The organism is Shewanella sp. SM68 (genome assembly GCF_025653925.1).
In the GTDB taxonomy this organism is placed as follows: domain Bacteria; phylum Pseudomonadota; class Gammaproteobacteria; order Enterobacterales; family Shewanellaceae; genus Shewanella; species Shewanella oncorhynchi.
Map to the genome: position 1 here is coordinate 42865 of NZ_JAKKRU010000012.1, position 21308 is coordinate 64172.

General features: G+C 47.3%; 13 protein-coding genes. 9 read left to right on the forward strand and 4 right to left on the reverse strand.

Annotation, left to right across the window (positions count from 1 at the left end; genetic code table 11):
- Positions 1-210 precede the first annotated feature (210 nt).
- The 3 genes from L5M40_RS17890 to L5M40_RS17900 all read right to left on the reverse strand — a co-directional run bounded on the left by L5M40_RS17890 (position 211) and on the right by L5M40_RS17900 (position 4882).
- The gene (locus L5M40_RS17890) at positions 211-1995 is read right to left on the reverse strand and encodes a GGDEF domain-containing protein (protein ID WP_263257028.1); all 1785 of its coding nucleotides are present in this window, start codon (positions 1993-1995) and stop codon (positions 211-213) included.
- Between the two features lie 45 nt (positions 1996-2040).
- Positions 2041-3069 carry an ABC transporter substrate-binding protein gene (locus tag L5M40_RS17895; protein WP_198573256.1) on the reverse strand — a complete coding sequence of 343 codons (1029 nt, stop codon included), beginning with the start codon at positions 3067-3069 and terminating at the stop codon, positions 2041-2043.
- Between the two features lie 694 nt (positions 3070-3763).
- Positions 3764-4882, reverse strand: coding sequence for a YwqG family protein (locus L5M40_RS17900; RefSeq protein ID WP_263256992.1), 1119 nt, complete (start codon positions 4880-4882; stop codon positions 3764-3766).
- Between the two features lie 216 nt (positions 4883-5098).
- On the opposite strand from L5M40_RS17900, the gene L5M40_RS17905 reads away from it, so the two are divergent.
- From L5M40_RS17905 to L5M40_RS17915, 3 genes are all read left to right on the forward strand, one after another.
- Positions 5099-6625: a YifB family Mg chelatase-like AAA ATPase gene (locus L5M40_RS17905; RefSeq protein ID WP_105250475.1), complete on the forward strand. Its 1527-nt coding sequence runs from the start codon at positions 5099-5101 to the stop codon at positions 6623-6625.
- Between the two features lie 112 nt (positions 6626-6737).
- On the forward strand, positions 6738-7634 hold the full coding sequence (locus L5M40_RS17910; protein WP_105250476.1) for an acyltransferase: 897 nt from the start codon (positions 6738-6740) through the stop codon (positions 7632-7634).
- Between the two features lie 13 nt (positions 7635-7647).
- Entirely contained in the window at positions 7648-8592 is a 945-nt protein-coding gene (locus L5M40_RS17915; RefSeq protein ID WP_263256994.1) for an acyltransferase, read from the forward strand.
- 7 nt (positions 8593-8599) lie between these two features.
- On the opposite strand, the gene L5M40_RS17920 is transcribed toward L5M40_RS17915, so the two are convergent.
- Positions 8600-9094: a DUF523 domain-containing protein gene (locus L5M40_RS17920; protein WP_113941620.1), complete on the reverse strand. Its 495-nt coding sequence runs from the start codon at positions 9092-9094 to the stop codon at positions 8600-8602.
- A 300-nt stretch (positions 9095-9394) separates the two neighbouring features.
- On the opposite strand from L5M40_RS17920, the gene L5M40_RS17925 reads away from it, so the two are divergent.
- From L5M40_RS17925 to L5M40_RS17950, 6 genes are all read left to right on the forward strand, one after another.
- On the forward strand, positions 9395-10162 hold the full coding sequence (locus tag L5M40_RS17925; protein WP_006084449.1) for a GntR family transcriptional regulator: 768 nt from the start codon (positions 9395-9397) through the stop codon (positions 10160-10162).
- A gap of 52 nt (positions 10163-10214) precedes the next feature.
- The gene (prpB, locus tag L5M40_RS17930) at positions 10215-11093 is read left to right on the forward strand and encodes a methylisocitrate lyase (RefSeq protein WP_006084450.1); all 879 of its coding nucleotides are present in this window, start codon (positions 10215-10217) and stop codon (positions 11091-11093) included.
- 166 nt (positions 11094-11259) lie between these two features.
- Positions 11260-12387 (forward strand): 2-methylcitrate synthase, encoded by a 1128-nt coding sequence (gene prpC / locus L5M40_RS17935; protein WP_173248017.1) that lies wholly within the window; start codon positions 11260-11262, stop codon positions 12385-12387.
- An 80-nt stretch (positions 12388-12467) separates the two neighbouring features.
- Entirely contained in the window at positions 12468-15071 is a 2604-nt protein-coding gene (gene acnD / locus L5M40_RS17940) for a Fe/S-dependent 2-methylisocitrate dehydratase AcnD (RefSeq protein WP_263256996.1), read from the forward strand.
- 93 nt (positions 15072-15164) lie between these two features.
- Positions 15165-16367 (forward strand): 2-methylaconitate cis-trans isomerase PrpF, encoded by a 1203-nt coding sequence (gene prpF / locus L5M40_RS17945; RefSeq protein WP_263256998.1) that lies wholly within the window; start codon positions 15165-15167, stop codon positions 16365-16367.
- 370 nt (positions 16368-16737) lie between these two features.
- The gene (locus tag L5M40_RS17950; protein WP_263257030.1) at positions 16738-21264 is read left to right on the forward strand and encodes an EAL domain-containing protein; all 4527 of its coding nucleotides are present in this window, start codon (positions 16738-16740) and stop codon (positions 21262-21264) included.
- Positions 21265-21308: the final 44 nt, after the last annotated feature.

Here is a 21308-nt window from a genome sequence, read left to right on the forward strand (position 1 = left end):
TTTTATCTTAGCGACTTATCTACCGCTATGTTTCATATAAATGTTATCAATTAGTTAGCATGATTGAGGGCGTCTGTGGCGTAGTGATGCAAACCGAATATGTCTCCAATTTTGCAGCATAGAGCCTAGACTCTTGAAGCTCAGTAGCCAATCCAGCAACGCGTTGGGATATCTTGGCGAAAGAGTAACATCACCTTCAACCGGCTCCCATTAAATCACTTCAACCTCGACTCTATTGCGACCCTTATCCTTAGCGCGATAGAGGCAAACATCGGCGCGGCGTAATACGTCGGCCATCTTAAACCCAGAGATCTTATCTAATGGCAAAAACACGCTGCCAATACTGATCGTCACCACAGCCAAGGGAGATACTTGATGGGGAATATTGAGTTGCTCAACGAGATAACACAGTTGCGTAGCAATAGCCGTTAACTGTGCTGGCGTGACCTGCTCGACGACCAAAGCAAACTCTTCACCACCAATGCGAGCCAATAGAGCATTGTGCGGCAGGATATCGCACTGTGCTAAGGCATCAGCCACCCGTTTAAGCACAGTATCGCCTTCAAGATGACCATAAGTGTCGTTGTAGGATTTGAAATAATCGATATCTAACATTAACAATCCCGCTGGAGTGTTAGCTTCTAGCACTGTAGCTAATCTTTCAGTAAAGGGTCGTCTATTAGCTAAGCCAGTTAACTCATCGGTTTCAGCCATCACCTTTAATTGGCTATTCGCGGCAACCAGCGCTTGTTGTAGCACTATCATCTGACGCTCTTTCTGTTCGCGTAGCAGTAACTCGTTCAATGCGGAGGCGAATTGGGTCAGCATATTCTTTTTCTGGGCGTTCCAATTTAATGGCCGAGACACAGTCGACAGCGAGAGCAATCCCAATAACTCCCCAGCATTTTTAATCGCAAAGGCGGCAATCGAACATATCCCCACGGATTTCATTACCTCATATTCCTGTGGTGAAAAAGCCTTTAACGCCTCAAGATCCTCAATCACTAAGGTCGATTCCGTCTCGAATTTTTTAGCCAGTTGAGCAATATTATCTACCGAAATCACTTGGACCTTATTTGCGTGTAAGTCACTGGTCCAAAAGCTGCGGTAATAGGCATGCTGCTGATTGAATTCGAGAAGACTCACCCTTTCAACATCAAATAACTGACCTATTTTGTGGCATACCTCAGTTAAGGTTTTATCCACATTGCAGGTATCTATACTCAAAAATTGCAACGAAATCTCTGCCAACAATTGATTCGACTGCGACTGCCAATCTAATTCTTTAGTTCGTTCTTTGACTAAGTCAGACAATAAATGCTGCTGTTGTTGCAGTGCACGTTGCTGACGTTTATTGATGGCTAAATCATTACGTATCCTTTGATACATACCCTTAAGTGACAATGCCACATGGGCTATTTCATCGGGTCTTGCGGTTACCGTCTCGGGCACAAATAACTTTTTTAACGAGTTAAGATTGATTTTATTAGTGAAATCTTCCAATGCCGACAATCTATCTGTCACCATGAGTCGCACTAAGGTCAAAATCAAATAAATCATCAATAGGGTCTTTAACCCATTACCGAGCACGATAAAAATCAACTGCCGCCACAGCTCGTAGTAAAGCCGATTGGTATCTAACCCTACGGTCAAAGTCGCTATCGACTGCTCTTGATAGGTCACAGGATAGTGAAATAGAGTTTGCGACTCATCATCGGTTAACAAAGGTTTACCCAGATGCATAGTGACGCCATCGATACTGTCTAAATGTACACTCGACACTAATGGCATCATCCCCAGTCCAGAGAGCAAATCCGATAACAAGCTACGGTCGACGTCCCACAGTGACTTAGCCACGCTTGGCAAAATAGATTCTGAATACTCGCGGATATCCGAAGTCGCATTATCGATACTATCCTGATAGTTCCAAATCAACTGTACCAGCATAGTTAACACAGCAAAAAACGAGCTCACCCCAATAATAATCAGCGTCATCTTGTGGCTAATAGAATGATTATGATGCTTCATGTACACCTGTTATTACGCCTTGAGGGGCAACTTATTCAAAATCTGAGACTGGAAAATCTGTGGCCAATCTCGAGCAACTAACATTTGATAAAATGCCGAATCTGGTTGCAAAACACCGAACAAGGCAACATTGTCATAGGGGAGATATTTTTTATGCTGCTGATAATATTGCAATTCGACCAAACCTAAAGCGCCAACCAAAAAATGCCCGCCACCAATAACACTCACAGAGTGCTGGCGACAAAGCTGTAAAATCTCAGGTGAAGTATTGATCGTACCGACAAATACATCTTTACCAGACACCAAACCTGTTTCCTTCAATGCCTTAAGCACCCCAATCGCCATACGATCACTGGCGGTCCAAATAACATTCAGATCAGGATAACGATTCAGCAGGGTTAACGCTTGCCCATAAGCCACAGCCTCACTCCATTGGCCATAAACCGTTTGAGTCAGAGTGGCATTGGACTGCATAAAGAAATAGTCACTGGCGCCTTGGGTACGTAGCACTGAAGCAGGCGTCGATTTATCGCCCGAAATCAACAGAACTTTAGCCGCCTTTCCTTCTAAATCGTCCATTAAGGCCTTAGCGGTCGCCGAACCAATAGCGTAATTATCGGGAATAATGGCGGGTAACAGATATTCTTGCCAATGGGGATCTTGCAGCAAGGCATCACGCTCGCCAGGGGAAATATCATTTAAAATCAATTGCACATAGACAGGGTGAGGATAAAGCGCCTGCAACATTTTTATCGCGGATTGTTTTTCATTAACCAGAATAACGTAATTAGGTAACGCCTTTGCAGAAGCTAACAACTCATCGAGTTGGGTTATCATCTTGAAGTGATTGCGATCGGAATGAATGATATCGAGTTTAATATCGAGTGTCGTCGATGCCGCCAACATCAATTGGTCGACATCTCCCCAAAAACTGTCATCGACAGCCCCAGGATTAAAAAAAACCACATCGAGTTTTGCCCATGCTGCCCCACCAAAACCCGCAGTACAGATAAACACACACGCTAACATCCACGAACGCATAGGCGAGTTCTCCTCGACCATGTTCCCTCAAATGTCATCCTTCACAAGAGGTCACTTTATTATTATCGATTCACAACCTTGTTACCGCATCGCCGCCCAAAATGTTGCTAAAATCGGCAGCAGATGTTTCGATTAAACCACAAAATGATACAAAGTATACTTTATATGCTGACTATTTATTCCGACACCCTGTCTGTATAAGGAGTTCGAGTGGCTCAGTAGCAGAATGTTTATGGGGATGGTAAGTGGCGGCCTTATGGTCAGTCTTGCAACCTAACCACGGAGAAAATGACGGGGACTTAAAAGGAATACAAGTTAGAACTCAGACGTTAATGCAGCCTAGCGGTCAAGTTGAATCAAGGTCGTGGGGAGGGGAACCATGATTTTCAGTGGAGGGTAAACCAAATGAGACTGCTCAACGATGCCCTCATATAATGGCATAGGTTGACAAATCTCTATTAACTGATTGAAATGATTAAATATAACTATCAAGCACTCAATCTATTCAGTGGTAATCATTTATCCCAGAATCAATCCTTTATAACTCATATTCATTCAAAGGCACTAAATTGTGCTTGTGACTCTTCTTTTAATCGGTCGCAACATACACCTTCAATCGTCTCGATGTACTCCTATTGCTGTGTAGCCCGTATCGCCCAGCAAAAAGGTTGGCTGTAGCCAACCTTTCAATGAACTAATAATCATAAATGCAGTAAATGCGATCGAATTTTCCTAACGTTAAATCGTCCCGGTGGATAATAAAATTCAATTGCATAGAATGCTCACTGTAGACGACTTTGAACAGTACTAGATAATCTTCGGCATTGCCGCCTAATTCAGCTGCGGCGCGGAGTTCGGGTGCTTTATAGCGGCTATCACCATGGCCATTAATGCTGGCTATCCCATCGAAATAGGGCAGCGGCTGCTCGGGAACGAGCAATTCCTGCAGGTTGGATGACTGCCATTCAGGTAGTGCCGCCCACTGCGCTTGAGTGAAAATCTGCCCGGGAATTAACCCATGCTTATTCATTTTCATCAGATCAAAGAAATAGAGCTGATCTTGCCACTCTGGTGCCAATTCATCTTCCGCAACCTCTAGGGCCTCCAGCACCATAGCTTGTTGCGGTTCTGGCAGTGCTTGTAAACGTGCCTTGGCTAACCGCAATAAATGCGGGTTGTCACTGTTAATCATGTCAGTGGCTATCATCTTAATGCTGGCAATCCCCTTAAGTTGATAAGCCGCCTCATACTCATAGTTTGCACATACCGCATCGTCGAACTTAAGCTCGGCAATCGCTTTCCCAGAGTTCAGTTGCTGATCCTCAGCGACATAATAGACATGGCCGCGAAGCATTTCTGAGAATCGCCAGCGCTCCAAAAAGAACAACAATCGCCCTTCTCGAGGCAAATAAGATTGAAACGCCTTCAGGTCGCTGCAGTTGAGCTGTGCGATAAATTGCATGGGCACACGGAAGGCTTGTGCCGCCTCGTCCCAATCCGAATCTTGCGACCAACAATAATGCTCCTCGATATACTCGCGAGTGTGGTCGAATTCCTCAGCGTAAGCATCCAGCATCTCCTCCCGTCCAACCAAAGTCACCGGATAATCCATGCCGACAGGCAAATCCGGCAATCCACCCAGCCGGCTGTTACCTAACTGAGTATAATCTTCGATTGCACAGGGATAGAGATCGACACTACTTCGAATAAATGCCGAAAGCCTATGGGCAAGATGCGGGTCTTTAAACTGCGCCAACTTTTGCTCTAGCAGCTGCTGACGAATGGGGGAATTTTCTGCTAACAACATATCCATATTTACCTCACGACTCCAATGTTTGTTTTTTATCATTTCTATCAACTATTTGCCATCTTCAAATAAGGCAAATTGCCAAGCCTATCACACGATTAGCAAAGCCGGAGTCAACGGCTTGCTAATGAGAAGGGCAACGACCTAGGCGATAGGAAACCCCTCCCATTAATTACTGCTACACTCAAATTCAGCGAAAAAGATCAACAAAAGGATTTGTTTATGGCGATAGCCTGTGTCAATACCCGAGCCAGTTGTGGGGTCGAAGCTCCACAAGTCACAGTTGAAGTGCATCTCAGCAACGGCTTACCAGCATTTAATCTTGTAGGCTTACCCGAAGCTTCGGTAAAAGAAGCCCGTGAGCGAGTACGCAGTGCCTTGATCAATGCGGGATTCGAGTTTCCGATGCGGCGGATAACAGTCAATCTCGCGCCAGCTGATTTACCTAAACAAGGTGGCCGCTACGACTTACCCATCGCCGTGGGCATATTGGCCGCTTCGGAACAGATTCCCATTAACAGTTTAAAAAATATCGAGTTTGTCGGCGAGCTGGCACTGTCAGGGCACATACGTTACTGCCAAGGATTATTGCCCGCGATTATCGCTGCAAAGCGCCAAGACCATACCTTGGTCTTACCGCTAGATAACCGCCACGATGCCGAGCTAGTCGGCTATCCCAATGTGTTGTTTGGTTCGCATCTGCAAAGTCTAGCCGCGTATTTACAAGGGCAAAATCAACTGCCCACACTGGCGCCACAGTTAGAATGGGTAAGCCAAGAGACACCCGAGTCTCATACTTGCCTGAGCGATGTGATTGGCCAATATCAGGCCAAGCAAGCTCTCGAAATTGCCGCTGCGGGTAACCACAACCTCTTGATGCTAGGCCCGCCGGGTACTGGCAAGACCATGCTTGCCAGCCGCATGATGGCACTATTGCCTGCACTCAATTATGAGGAAGCGTTAGAAGTGGCGGCAATTCATTCCGTTGCTGGACTCGACATTAAACCGCAGCATTTTTTACAGCGACCATTTAGGGCGCCGCACCACACGAGTTCTTCGATTTCCCTCGTGGGTGGTGGCAGTATCCCAAAACCAGGGGAGATCTCCCTCGCCCATCGCGGTGTATTATTCTTGGATGAAGTGGCTGAATTTCCTCGTAAAGTCTTAGATTGCCTGCGTGAACCGATGGAAACCGGCGAAGTGGTGATTTCCCGCGCCGCCGCTAAGCTGACATTTTTGAGTCGATTCCAATTAATCGCGGCGATGAATCCCAGCCCTAGTGGCGACTTGGATAGCCATCATAGATCCAGCCCTGAACAAATCCAACGTTACCTTTCGCGGCTTTCAGGTCCGTTTCTCGATCGTTTCGATTTAACCATTGAAGTCCCCAAACTCCCCGCGGGCACTTTGACTCAAGCCGCGCCGCAGACAGAAACCAGCCAAGATATCGCCAAACGAGTTAAGCTAGCACGTGAGCTACAACTCGCACGTGCTGGTGTGCTCAATAGCGAACTTACAGGGAAACAATTGAAACGCTTCAGTGGACTCAGTGATGCTGATTTAGTGTTTTTGGAGCAAAGCGTGGTCAAGCTTGGCCTTTCGGTTCGCAGTTTTCATCGTATACAAAGAGTCGCCCGCACTATCGCCGATCTTGAACAAGCACCTAACACCGAACGCCGCCATCTTGCCCAAGCACTGGGTTATCGTGCTATGGATAGGTTGCTAGCACGACTATCCCAGCAATATTGAATCAGCCGCTTTACAGTGAAGATGAACAAATGCACCGACCAGCAGTGCCTAAGATTGAGCCAAACGCCGACACCGAGTAACATAGGCCTCCAATTTTTGTCAGGGGGCTCGGATGGGAATGCTGTTTTCACAGATAAAAGGCTGTATTGCATTTTTAGGTTACGTTATAAATACCGTCTTTTGGACTATCCCAATCGTGTTAATCAGTTTTATAAAACTGATACCTATCAGTCCATTAAGGACTGCGACTAGCCATGTACTCGATTTTTGTGCCAGCGCTTGGATCAGTGTTAATGGCGTGATTGAGCGTTGCTTACATCCCGTTAAGATTGAACTGAGTGGTGACACCGACTTTTCCACTAAAGAGTGGTACATGGTGATTGCCAACCACCAGTCTTGGGTCGATATCCTGATCCTGCAGCGGATTTTTAACCGAAAAATCCCTTTCTTAAAGTTTTTCCTCAAACAAGAGCTGATTTTTGTGCCCGTATTAGGCCTAGCTTGGTGGGCACTCGATTTTCCTTTTATGCGTCGTTATAGCACAGCGCAGTTGCGTAAGAATCCTAAGTTAAAGGGCAAAGACATTGAAATTACACGTAAAGCCTGTGCTAAGTTTAAGGCTAAGCCTGTGAGTGTGATGAACTTTGTCGAAGGCACGCGCTTCAGCAAGGCTAAGCATCAAAAACAAAACTCACAATTCCAACATTTGCTAAAACCTAAAGCGGGCGGTATGGCCTTCGCGCTATCAGCCATGGGTGAACAGATCCACAAGCTAGTCGATGTCTCCATTTACTACCCAGACGCAGTACCGAGCTATTGGGACTACCTGACAGGCAAGTTGCCAAGCGTTAAAGTACACATCAAGGTCTCCGATATTGATCCTGCAATGCGCGGCGATTATATGAATGACCGCGATTTTAAAATTGGCTTCCAAGAACAGCTGAATCAACTCTGGCTCACTAAGGATCAAGTGTTAAGCCAACTCGCTAGCCAAGCGAATAAAGAATAAAGGTAACGCCACTATGTTGAATTTCCTGCCTGGTTCAGTGTTGTTTATGCTGAGCTTAAGCTTGCTGATCATTAATACCGCCGTTTGGGGCTCGCTTATCAGCATTGGCGGATTAGTGAAACTTGTGATGCCAGCACAAGGTGCGCGCAATGCGGTGACTACGGTCATGAACCGTTTTATGTGGGCTTGGGCCTGCTGCAACGGTGGCATTTTGTATTTGATCGCTAAAATTGAGTGGGATGTCAAAGGGCTCGAAGGACTCGATAAAAACAGCTGGTATTTACTGATCAGCAACCACCTCAGTGGATTCGATATCGCCGCGCAAACTTACGTGTTACGTAACCACATCCCTATGCTGAAGTTCTTCCTCAAAAAAGAACTAATCTATGTGCCGATTATGGGACTGGGTTGTTGGGCGCTGGATATGCCTTTCATGAACAGGACTAGCCCGGCAAAACTTAAAAAGAATCCAAAGCTTAAGGGCAAAGATTTAGCGACCACACGCCGCGCCTGTGCCAAGTTTAGCAATATGCCCACGTCAATCATTAACTATGTTGAAGGCAGCCGTTTTACCCAAGATAAACATCAGCGCCAAAACTCGCCTTATCAACATTTGTTACGTCCTAAAGCGGGTGGTATCGCCTTTACCTTATCAGCCATGGGCGAACAATTTACTAACCTGCTGGATATGACAATCGTCTACCCAGATGCGCCTGAAGATATTCTGTTTGGGGTGATGAATGGTAAGGTCAGTAAGATTATTGTGCGAATTAACGCCCTGCCCGTGCCCCAGGTAGATGCGGCACGTTATTTCTCTGAGTCTGAGTACCGCGTCGAATTCCAACGCTGGTTAAACCAAGTGTGGGCGGAAAAAGATCAACAAATTCATGCTTTACTCCAAACACATCAAAGTGTGAACAATAAGGCCACCAGCCCCAATCACACTCAAGCAAGCTAGCTCGTCTCTAGCTTTGCTCTAGTTCAGCAACGCATGCCGCTGCAGCGGATAACTCCAATTCATTGAATACGGTTATTCCTGCGGCACTGAGTTTTTCAGCCGTTAATCCTTGTCCCGCAATTAACTGTTTTACAAATTGACCATCGTAAATCTGCCTATTACCACAGGATGGACTGCGGGCTTTTAAAATCGCCACTTTAATCCCGTGTTGCTGCGCCAGCTTAAGCGCGAGATCGGCTCCCAGACTAAAAGCGTGGGTCACATCCTCACCTTGGGCAGTTAAGATGCGCTGTCCAATCCGCTCCGCTGGCGGTCTAGGTGTTGGCAAACCGCCTGCACATTCGGGACAAATCGCCACAATCCGCCCTTGCTCGAGCCACGTTTGCACCAGCTCGCTCTCCATCAAGTTATGGCCACCGTCGTAGCGCACCGCTTGTCCGAGTAAACAACTGCTCACTAACACTTTTTCCACTGTCATCCCCAAATGTCTCATTCCGCCCATAGCATAACGCGAAGGATAAACATGCCAAATGCATTTGGACGATTTTCTCCAAAACCATCAACATCCGCAACGAGGTTGGAAGGTTAAAACCACGTCATTGTTGACAATTTAATATTTAAATATTCATAACATAAAATATTAACAACGAGATAATTAAAATAAAATGATAAAAATCAATAATAAAAATAGAAATCCATTGAAATATAGACTTACGTCTAAGTAAACACATTGTTGACAATCCACCAAGGGAGGGCTATTTTTTACCCATTGTCGACAATCCTATTAATAGTGATGTGCTCTATGTTGAAGCAAGACACGACGTTCGTTTCTGATGACACTCAAGTTCCCCACCTGCACAAGGTCAAATCGACCTCGGCAGATAAGACGTCGACCACATTAGCCGATCAAATTTTGGTGCAGATCCAAACCAGCATCATCAAGGGCGAACTGCCTGCAGGCAGCAAGATTAACGAGCAAGCACTGGCCGAAAAATACGGCATCAGCCGCGGCCCTACCCGCGAAGCACTGCAAACCTTAGAAAGACAACGTTTAGTGGTGCGTGCGCCCCATGTTGGTGCCCGCGTCGCCCAACTGACGGTGAGTGAACTTAACGATTTATATCAACTACGTAGCGTACTTGAAGGCATGGCCTGCGAACTCGCCGCCAGCCGTATTACCCCAGAACAATTAGCCAAGCTAGAAGATCTGCTCGCAACGCAAGAAGCGGCGCTCGCCAAGGGCGATACTTACTTCCAAGAGGAAGGCGATGTCGACTTCCACTACCAAATTATTCAAGCCAGCGGTAACAAGCATCTGCAGGAAACCTTAGTCGGTGGTCTGTATCACTTGCTACGTATGTATCGCTACCAGTGCACTAATAAAAATCGCCCCGTGAAAGCGATTGCCGAACACAGACGCATAGTCGAAGCCATTGCCCAGCGCGATGGTGAGTTGGCCAGTTTGCTGATGCGCCGCCATATCGAACAGGGGCGTAAAAATACCGAATTACGCTTAATTGAATTGCAAGCCAATGCAGCCGCAAAAGAAACCTTAGCCAACATTAGCTAAGTTCTTACGGCTCACGATGCCCACTTCCCATAAAATGGAAAAGGATAAAACCATGACCCAAAGCGCAGGATTACGTTTTCGCCAAGCTCTTGCTAAGGCCAAACCGTTACAAATCGTTGGCACCACCAATGCCTATTTTGCCTTAATGGCAGAACAAACAGGCTTCCAAGCCTTGTATCTTTCGGGCGCTGGCGTTGCCAATGCTTCCTACGGTTTGCCTGACTTGGGCATGACCTCAATGAATGACGTGCTGATTGATGCCGGCCGCATCACCTCTGCCACGCAGGTGCCTTTATTGGTCGATATCGATACTGGCTGGGGCGGCGCATTCAACATTGCTCGTACCATTAAAGAATTCGAAAAAATCGGCGTAGCCGCTGTGCACATGGAAGACCAAGTGTCGCAAAAGCGTTGCGGCCATAGACCCAACAAAGCGGTCGTAAGTATTGAAGAAATGGTCGATCGCATTAAAGCGGCCGTCGATGCCCGTACCGATCCTAACTTTGTGATCATGGCACGTACCGATGCCGTCGCCGTGGAAGGTTTAGAAGCGGGTATTGAACGCGCGCAAGCGTATATCGCCGCCGGTGCCGACATGATCTTCGCCGAAGCCTTAACAGAACTAGACCAATATCGTCACTTCAAGGCTCAAGTTAAAGCACCGATTTTGGCGAACATGACTGAATTTGGTCAAACCCAATTGTTCAATAAAGAAGAACTCGCCGAGGCGGGTGCCGACATGGTGCTCTACCCACTCGGTACTTTCCGTGCAGCCAACCAAGCCGCATTGAACGTCATGCAAGCGCTGATGAATGATGGTCATCAACGCAACGTGCTAGACACTATGCAGACCCGTAAAGACTTGTATAAATACTTGGGCTACCACGCCTTTGAAGACAAGTTAGATCAACTGTTCAGCCAAGATAAATAACCGAAAAGCTGCAACCCTATAGGGTTTGGCGTTAATGCAGATTTAACGTTAAACACGTTACATAAAAAGTGCAGCCTTAACCAATAAATGTCGGCGAATGAACACTCAAAATAAGTGCATTCATCCACCAGCAATAATCATACAGAGTTAACGGAAGGGAAGGATTATGTCAGAAGCTAAAAAACTAAGCGGTGCAGGATTACGTGGCCAGAGCGCAGGCGAAACCGCATTGAGCACAGTGGGCGTGTCAGGCTCGGGCCTAACGTACCGCGGTTATGATGTGAAAGATCTCGGTGAAAATGCCACCTTCGAAGAAGTCGCCTACCTTATTCTTTACGGCGAGCTGCCCACTCAAGCCCAACTTGATGCCTACAAAAACAAACTCAAAGGCCTTCGCGGTCTGCCACAAGCATTAAAAGAAGTATTAGAGCGCATTCCTGCTGAAACTCATCCTATGGATGTGATGCGTACTGGCTGCTCTATGCTAGGTAACTTAGAAGCCGAGCACAGCTTTAGCGAACAGAGTGAAATTACCGACCGTTTACTCGCCGCATTCCCATCGATCATCTGTTACTGGTATCGCTTTAGCCACGATGGCGTGCGTATCGATACTGAAACCGATGACGATCAAATTGGCGCACACTTCCTGCACTTGTTACATGGTAAAGCGCCGTCGGCACTGCATGCTAAAGTGATGGACGTATCGTTAATTCTTTATGCAGAACATGAATTTAACGCATCAACCTTTACCGCTCGCGTATGTGCTTCCACCCTGTCAGATATGCATTCATGCGTCACTGGGGCGATTGGTTCACTGCGCGGTCCGCTGCATGGCGGCGCGAACGAAGCGGCGATGGAACTGATCCAAGACATGAAAGATGAAGCCGATGCGCGCGACATCTTAATGGGCAAACTCGAGCGTAAAGATAAGATCATGGGCTTCGGCCACGCAATTTACCGCGACAGCGATCCACGTAATGCCATCATCAAAGAATGGTCAGAAAAACTGGCTGCCGCCAATGGTGACGACCGTCTATACCGGGTATCGGTTGCCTGTGAAGCCCTGATGTGGGAACAGAAAAAACTCTTCTGTAATGCAGATTTTTTCCACGCCAGCGCGTACCACTACATGGATATTCCGACTAAGTTGTTTACGCCTATCTTCGTGTGTTCACGCGTTACAGGCTGGGCGGCGCACGTGATGGAGCAACGCTCTAACAACCGTATCATCCGCCCGAGTGCCGATTATGTGGGCGTTGCGCCGCGCAAAGTGGTACCGATTGCCAACCGTTAAGCAAAATTGACCACACTTGGCGCGAGATTTCACTCAATGTAAGTCTCGCGCCAACTTCATTTTCCGAAATGGATGATGTTATGAGCACTGCTATGAATACCCAATATCGCAAGCCCTTACCCGGCACTCAACTCGATTACTTCGATACCCGCGAAGCCGTAGAAGCCATTCAAGCTGGCTCGTATGCCAAGCTACCTTACACCTCGCGCGTTTTAGCTGAAAACTTAGTCCGTCGCTGCGATCCGGCCGTTTTAACCGACTCGCTAAAACAGATTATCGAATCTAAGCAAGAACTGGATTTTCCTTGGTTTCCTGCCCGCGTGGTGTGCCACGACATTTTGGGGCAAACCGCTTTAGTTGACCTTGCGGGTCTGCGTGACGCTATTGCCGCTAAGGGTGGCGATCCGGCCAAAGTGAACCCTGTTGTACCAACACAATTAATTGTGGATCACTCACTCGCTGTCGAATTTGGTGGTTTTGATAAAGACGCCTTCGCCAAAAACCGCGCCATCGAAGACAGACGCAACGAAGACAGATTCCACTTTATTGATTGGACGCAAAAAGCCTTTAAAAACATTGATGTTATCCCTCAGGGTAACGGCATCATGCACCAAATTAACTTAGAACGTATGTCGCCTGTGGTGCATTCACGCAATGGCGTGGCCTTCCCAGATACCTTAGTCGGCACCGATAGCCACACGCCGCACGTTGATGCGCTCGGCGTTATCGCCATAGGTGTCGGTGGCTTAGAAGCCGAAAGCGTCATGCTAGGGCGCGCATCCTATATGCGTCTACCGGACATTATCGGTGTCGAGCTCACGGGCAGACCACAGCCAGGCATTACGGCTACCGATATCGTATTAGCCTTGACCGAGTTTCTACGCGCACAAAAAGTCGTCTCCTCTTATTTAGAGTTCTTCGGTAAGGGCGCAGCGGCGCTGACATTAGGCGATCGCGCCACGATTTCGAATATGACACCTGAATTTGGCGCCACTGCGGCCATGTTCTACATCGACCAGCAAACCTTAGATTATTTGACCTTAACTGGCCGCGAAGCCGAGCAAGTTAAACTGGTTGAAACCTATGCCAAAACCGCAGGTTTGTGGGCCGACAGCTTGACCGAAGTACACTATCCACGCGTACTGCATTTTGATTTATCTTCGGTGGTGCGCACCATTGCAGGGCCATCAAACCCACATGCACGGGTGCCAACATCAGAATTGGCTGAGCGCGGAATTAGCGGCGTAGTCGAAAACGAGCCAGGCTTAATGCCCGATGGTGCTGTGATTATTGCGGCGATTACCAGCTGTACTAACACCAGTAACCCACGCAACGTGATTGCTGCAGGTCTCATTGCCCGCAACGCCAACGCTAAAGGCTTAAGCCGCAAACCTTGGGTCAAAACCTCACTGGCACCAGGCTCAAAAGCGGTGCAGTTGTATTTGGAAGAAGCCAAGCTATTGCCTGAACTTGAACAACTCGGTTTTGGCATTGTTGGTTTTGCCTGCACGACGTGTAACGGCATGAGCGGCGCGCTGGATCCTGTGATTCAAAAAGAAGTGATCGACCGCGACTTGTACGCCACCGCTGTGTTATCGGGTAACCGTAACTTCGATGGCCGTATTCACCCTTATGCAAAACAAGCCTTCTTAGCATCGCCGCCATTGGTCGTCGCCTACGCGATTGCAGGCACCATACGTTTCGATATTGAAAAGGATGTGCTGGGATTAGATAAAGACGGTAAGCCAGTAAAACTTATCGACATTTGGCCATCGGATGAAGAAATCGATGCCGTGATTGCGACTAGTGTTAAACCTGAGCAGTTCCGTAAAGTGTACGAGCCCATGTTCGATTTAGCCGTCGATTATGGCGAAAAAATCAGCCCGCTGTACGATTGGCGTCCGCAATCTACTTATATTCGTCGCCCACCTTACTGGGAAGGCGCATTGGCGGGTGAACGCGCACTCAAGGGTATGCGACCACTGGCGGTGCTGGGTGACAACATCACCACAGACCATTTATCGCCTTCTAACGCCATTATGATGGACAGCGCCGCGGGCGAATACCTACACAAAATGGGCTTGCCGGAGGAAGACTTTAATTCCTACGCCACCCACAGGGGGGATCACTTAACCGCCCAGCGCGCAACCTTTGCCAATCCTAAGCTTAAAAACGAAATGGCGCTGGTTGATGGCAAAGTGCAACAAGGCTCACTGACGCGTATCGAGCCAGAAGGTCAAGTGACCCGTATGTGGGAAGCGATTGAAACCTATATGGAACGTAAGCAGCCGCTGATCATCATAGCGGGCGCAGATTACGGCCAAGGTTCGTCCCGCGACTGGGCAGCCAAAGGCGTGCGTTTAGCGGGGGTTGAGGCCATTGTTGCCGAAGGTTTCGAGCGTATTCACCGCACTAACTTAGTCGGTATGGGCGTGTTGCCGCTAGAATTTAAAGCCGGTGACAACCGCGCCACCTACGGTATAGACGGCACAGAAGTGTTCGATGTCCTCGGCACGCCAGCGCCAAGAGCGGACTTAACTGTCGTTATCACCCGTAAAAACGGTGAGCGCATCGAAGTGCCAGTAACGTGTCGTCTCGATACCGCCGAAGAAGTGTCTATCTACGAGGCGGGCGGCGTATTGCAGCGTTTTGCTCAGGACTTTTTAGAGTCGAATCTGAAGTAAAACTCGCTTTCAACAGGTGGCGACTCCACACGTGAATCGCCACCTTTGATAGCAACGCTAACCTGTATCGCTATTCCCCTTGGAGTTAATAGCATGAGTAAGAATTTTTTCCCGCCACAAATCAAAGTCGCCGCGACTTATATGCGCGGCGGCACCAGCAAGGGCGTGTTTTTCCGTCTGCAGGATTTACCTAAAGCCGCACAAGTTGCAGGTCCCGCACGTGATGCCTTGTTACTGCGAGTGATAGGCAGCCCAGACGCTTACGGTAAACAAATCGATGGCATGGGCGGAGCCACCTCGAGCACCAGCAAAACTGTAATCCTCTCCCCTAGCACCCAAACCGATCACGATGTCGATTACCTCTTCGGCCAAGTGGCGATCGATAAACCTTTTGTCGATTGGAGCGGTAACTGTGGCAACTTGACCGCCGCTGTCGGTGCCTTTGCCATCAGCAATGGCTTAATTGATACGGCCCGCATTCCACACAATGGCATCTGCACAGTCCGAATATGGCAAGCCAACATAGGCAAAACGATTATCGCCCATGTGCCAATCACCAAGGGTGAAGTGCAAGAAACCGGTGATTTTGAGCTCGATGGTGTGACCTTTCCTGCCGCCGAAGTGCAAATCGAATTTATGAATCCGGCTGCTGACGAGGATGGCGGCGGTGGCAGCATGTTCCCTACGGGTAATGTTGTCGATGTGCTAGAAGTGCCGGGCATTGGCAGCTTTAACGCTACTATGATCAACGCGGGCATTCCCACCATTTTTATCAACGCAGAAGACTTAGGCTACACAGGCACTGAGCTACAGGATGATATTAATAGTGACAATGCCGCCCTTGCCAAATTTGAAACCATTCGCGCCTATGGCGCCGTGCGTATGGGCTTGATTTCGCATATTGATGAAGCAGTTGCACGCCAACACACGCCTAAGATCGCCTTTGTCGCTAAGCCTAAAGCCTATGTGTCATCGAGCGGTAAAACCGTCAATGCAGATGAAATTGACCTACTGGTACGCGCCTTGTCTATGGGCAAACTGCACCACGCTATGATGGGCACGGCTGCCGTTGCGATTGGTACAGCGGCGGCAATTCCCGGCACCTTAGTCAACTTAGCCGCAGGCGGAGATACTAAGGATAAAATTGATGCAGTACGTTTTGGCCATCCCTCTGGCACCTTGCGCGTTGGCGCTGAGGCGTCAATGGTCAACGGTGAATGGACGGTCATCAAAGCCATTATGAGCCGCAGCGCTCGCGTACTGATGGAAGGTTTTGTGCGGGTGCCCGCTGCGTAATTTTATCTAAGTAAACAGTTCAACCAAAGACCTTGCTTCTCCCCCTTCCGGCAAGGTCTTTTTTCTATTCTCGCCCATCATTTTAATCTGCTTCGCCCGTATTTGTCTTAGCATGATATGTTGACATACCTGAAACAATGCTAAGATCCTTTAGCAAAAACGCCAGAATACAAACTCGTCATAAAAAGAATATTGGTAGTAAAACGGTACAGTTAATATATTGCATGATCTATTACAGAATCGCGCCCATCGATTTTGGTTATTTTTAAACCAAGTCAGCAATTTAAGTCGCATTTTTACAGCAAAATGGCATGTAAGGTCTAGGCTAAGAACTAAACTAAATAGAAACCTAATCAGGATGGGTCCGTTTTTGGTAGGGGAAAATTTGAGTCAACTAATCCACAAGCTAATGTTAAGTACGCTTTTTATCCTAAGTTTGTGGGGGATCTCGTGCAATGGATTAGCTCAACCATTGAGCGCGGCTTCTACACAGCTCAAATTTGAACATATTCGCAGTGAAGATGGCCTTACCCAAAATACGATTACTAGCCTGTTTATGGACAATGCAGGTATGTTATGGATTGGCACTCAAGATGGTTTGCATGCTTATAACGGTCACAGCTTCAATATTTTCCCCCATTCACCCAATGATCCGAGGAGTATTTCTGAGAGCTATGTCTCTGACATTATTCAAGACTCAGAAGGTAATATCTGGGTTTCGACTTTCAGCCAAGGGGTAAATCGACTCGATTTGAGCACAGGGACATTTGAACACTTTGGCCAAGAACAAGGGCTTACCGATCCGCGCACAACCAAACTCAGCGTTGTAGGCAATACACTCTGGATTGGTACTAAAGCAGGACTATTTTCCCTATCGACCAAAACCAAACGCATTACCCAAGTAAACTTAGGTAATAGTGTTCAACCCCACATCACCAGCTTAGCCAATGTTGAAGACACTTACCTTCTGGCAGGAACACAAGATAGCGGCACCTTTGCTGTCAGTGCCAATACTATCACTCGCTTAAATGTCCCGCAGAATCTCACTGCACATCAAATTAGGGCACATTCCGCTAATGCGATCACTTTAGCTCTGGGAGAGCAATTATGGCATTACAACTTGGCCTCACAACAGGGCGAAATCCTCTGGCAGACAGACGATAATGTGCCTTACATTAAAGATTTTATCCAAACTGAGCAGGGTGACTTTTGGGTTGTTGGGCCAGAAGCCGGTCTTATTCAACTCGAGAGAAACGATAAGGCATTTACTGCGACTTACCACAGGTATGATCCTAAGCGTACCAACAGTATTAGTGAAAATAACATACTGAGCTTACTGCAAGATCCCTTTGGCAATTTATGGTTAGGTGCCAGTTATTCTGGTCTGGATAAAATTAATACCCGTCGTCAGTATTTTCAGCATATTTACGAATCCACCCCTAACCTGTCGCAACAAAGTAACAACATTCGCACCTTGTTCCGCAGCCAAGATAATGCGCTATGGATAGGCACCGAAGGTGCTGGGCTTAAACGCATGTTGGCCAATGGAAAATATGAACACTACACGGAGTTCTTTGCTAACGCCTTAGGGATGCATCAACGCAACTTGAATCTTATCCTGCGAGATATAGACCAAGACAAAAATGGCGTGCTTTGGTTTGCCACTAACTATGGGTTAGGTCGACTGGCGCTAGATGGCCAATTCCAGTTACTCAAGGTGACAGAACGCACTGATCAAGGCTCAGAAACCAATTATATCCGTAGTTTAGATATTGATGAGCAAGGTCGCCTCTGGGTGGCAACAACCAATGCCCTCTACCGTAAGGCGATAGATACCGATGAATTTACTTTTATCTCATTGGCACATATTGATAATTTCTATCCGGCACAAAACCAGTTTTTAATCCTCAGAACACACAAAGATACGCTATGGATAGGTACACTCGATGGCCTGCTTAAACTGGATATGAAAACAGGCACAGGTAAATCCTACTTCCATCAATCCTCAGACAAAAACAGCCTGATCAACAACCGTGTCCGCGATATTTTAGTCACAAAATCGGGCGAGGTATGGTTTGCCACCCATGGTGGGATCAGCAAGTTACCGTCTCAAGAGACTGATGCAGGTTTTAGCCACTATACCCGCAATCAGGGATTACCAAGTGATACCATCTATGCCTTACTCGAGGATCAAGAACACAACATTTGGTTTAGTAGTAATGCGGGGATAGGAAAGCTCAATCCTAAAACCAATCGTGTCATCATATTTAATGAGCAAGAAGGGCTACAAGCACTGGAGTTTAACGGTGGCGTAAAACTTGAAGACAGCGATGGCGATCTCTGGTTTGGTGGCATTAATGGCATAAATCGTTTCAATCCAAAGTCAATTCCAGATCAACGACCCGATGTTAAAGTCGCACTCACTGGCTATAGTATTGCGGGTAAAGGGCACACTATTCTCGATTTGAGCCATCCACCTAGCATAGTAATGGACTATAGCGATCAGCTGATCAGTTTTGAGGTGACCTCATTGGATTTCAGCTATACGGGTAAAAACCGCTTCAGCTATTTTCTTGAGGGATTTGATAACGAGTGGCATGAGCTCCCCACAGGTAATGAAATCACCTTCACCAATATTAATCCTGGTCACTACCAACTGCATGTTCGCCATGGGCTGCAATACAACACTCAAGGTGACTACGCCCTTTCTGTCGATCTTCATGTACAAGCGCCCTTCTATCGAACTCAGTTCGCCTACGCCCTCTATAGCTTGCTCTCTCTATGGCTGTTGGCTTGGATCATTATCTGGCGTAAAAGAAAACGCCAGCAACAGCGCGAATTTGAAACCAGTATCCGCGCCTCAGAGGAGCGACTCAAACTTGCACTTTGGGCCTCTGGCGATGGCATGTGGGACTGGAACATACCAGAAAATCGCGTCTATCGTACCAATATGGATTCTTCAGTCCCCCATTGGAATAGCAGCAATATAGCCCATGAGAGCATGCACTCAGAGGATAGGGAAAGATTCAAATTTGAGCTTAACGAACACCTTCAAGGTCGTTCGCCTTTCTTCGAAGCAGAGTACCGAGTCGAACGCTCCCCCGGTAATTGGGTATGGATTTTAGACCGCGGTAAAGTGGTGGAAAAAGATAGCCTAGATAATCCGATCCGCATGACAGGGACCAACCGTAACATTACCTCGCGCAAACTGATTGAAAACGAGTTGGTACTGTCATCACAAGTGCTCAACAGTATGAACGAAGCCGTTGTAGTGGGAGGATTAAACTATCGAATTCGTTCGGTCAACCCTGCATTTTGTGCCATTACAGGGTACACAGAACGCCAAATAACCGACAGGCATTTCATTCACTTAGCCTTTAGTCGCCAACAGCGGGAGTTGTTCAATACGATTGAACAACAGCTACTGCGTCACAAACATTGGGTCGGAGAACTGTGGATCCGCAATAAACAACGTCAGGCCATTTTAGTCTGGCTTGAAATCAACCAAGTGATCGATATTAAAGGCGAAACCAGTCACTTCGTTGCAGTATTTACCGACATCACAGAGCGGAAAAAAGCCGAAGAAGATCTGCGTTTTCTCGCCAGCTTCGACACATTAACTGGCTTACCGAACCGAACCTTATTTCAAGACAGGCTCAATCACGCGATTACTCAAGCGCACAGAGCGAATAATATCGTTGCCTTGCTGTTCTTAGACCTCGACCGCTTTAAACATATCAACGACTCTATGGGTCATCATGTCGGAGATTTATTACTAAAAGCCGTGGCAAGACGACTGCAAAATGCAGTGCGTGATGGCGATACTGTCGCACGCTTAGGTGGCGATGAATTTACTATTATTTTAGAAGGTGTTGCGAAAACAAAAGCCGCAACCCTGATCTCAGAAAAAGTACTCAGAGCATTCCAAACGCCCTTCCTATTGGACGATAAAACGCTGACCATTTCGACCTCAATAGGTATCAGCTTATACCCTAACGATGCGGACAATGCCGACTCACTGATTAAATTTGCCGATACCGCCATGTACCACGCAAAATCATCAGGTCGAAATAACTTCCAGTTTTATACCTCTAAGTTGAATGAAATCGCCACCCGTCATGTACAACTCGAAAGTGGTTTAAAGGAAGCTATCCAACGCAAAGAACTAAGCTTGGTTTATCAACCTAAATTCTGTTTACGAGATGGTTCACTCACAGGACTGGAAGCACTTTTGCGTTGGTATCACACTGAACTTGGTCCTATTTCACCTGTGGAATTTATTCCACTGGCGGAAGAAACGGGTATCATCACTCAAATTGGCCATTGGGTGATCAACCACGCCTGCCAGCAATTAGCCGAATGGAATAGCCTAGGATTTAACGGGATCACTATCGCCGTCAACCTATCGGCTCGCCAACTGAAAGCGGACATTATCTCCACCATCGAAGTTGCTTTAGCCGTATCAGGTCTCCCGGCTCAATCCCTTGAGCTTGAGCTTACTGAATCAATGATCATGGGCAATCCGCAGGAATCGGTCAGCATCTTATCTAAACTCAAGGCCCTAGGATTGACCATAGCCGTGGATGATTTTGGTACGGGTTATTCGAGCCTAAGCTATCTCAAACGCTTCCCGATAGACACACTGAAAATTGATCGAGAGTTCGTCAGAGACATCACCAATGATCCCGATGATGCGGCCATCACCAGCGCCATTATCGCCCTCGCCCACAGTTTAGATTTGAACGTAGTCGCCGAAGGCGTAGAGACCCAAGAACAGCTCAACTTCTTGGCGATGCAGGGTTGCGATCAAGTACAAGGTTTCTTACTCAGTAAACCCTTAAATGCCGAAGATTGCTTAACCTTACTCAAAAATCAATCTAAGCCACAGCCACTTTGATTTAAGGCATTATCGACAAAAACAGCCAATAAAAAAGGCTCCTA

Excerpts from the sequence above, each read along its gene's own strand:
- L5M40_RS17910 (WP_105250476.1), top strand. The coding sequence starts at position 6,738 with ATGGGAATGCTGTTTTCACAGATAAAAGGCTGTATTGCATTTTTAGGT.
- L5M40_RS17900 (WP_263256992.1), bottom strand. The coding sequence starts at position 4,882 with ATGGATATGTTGTTAGCAGAAAATTCCCCCATTCGTCAGCAGCTGCTA.
- L5M40_RS17925 (WP_006084449.1), top strand. The coding sequence starts at position 9,395 with ATGTTGAAGCAAGACACGACGTTCGTTTCTGATGACACTCAAGTTCCC.
- L5M40_RS17915 (WP_263256994.1), top strand. The coding sequence starts at position 7,648 with ATGTTGAATTTCCTGCCTGGTTCAGTGTTGTTTATGCTGAGCTTAAGC.
- prpC (WP_173248017.1), top strand. The coding sequence starts at position 11,260 with ATGTCAGAAGCTAAAAAACTAAGCGGTGCAGGATTACGTGGCCAGAGC.
- prpF (WP_263256998.1), top strand. The coding sequence starts at position 15,165 with ATGAGTAAGAATTTTTTCCCGCCACAAATCAAAGTCGCCGCGACTTAT.
- L5M40_RS17920 (WP_113941620.1), bottom strand. The coding sequence starts at position 9,094 with ATGGGCGGAATGAGACATTTGGGGATGACAGTGGAAAAAGTGTTAGTG.
- L5M40_RS17890 (WP_263257028.1), bottom strand. The coding sequence starts at position 1,995 with ATGACGCTGATTATTATTGGGGTGAGCTCGTTTTTTGCTGTGTTAACT.
- L5M40_RS17895 (WP_198573256.1), bottom strand. The coding sequence starts at position 3,069 with ATGCGTTCGTGGATGTTAGCGTGTGTGTTTATCTGTACTGCGGGTTTT.
- L5M40_RS17905 (WP_105250475.1), top strand. The coding sequence starts at position 5,099 with ATGGCGATAGCCTGTGTCAATACCCGAGCCAGTTGTGGGGTCGAAGCT.
- acnD (WP_263256996.1), top strand. The coding sequence starts at position 12,468 with ATGAGCACTGCTATGAATACCCAATATCGCAAGCCCTTACCCGGCACT.
- prpB (WP_006084450.1), top strand. The coding sequence starts at position 10,215 with ATGACCCAAAGCGCAGGATTACGTTTTCGCCAAGCTCTTGCTAAGGCC.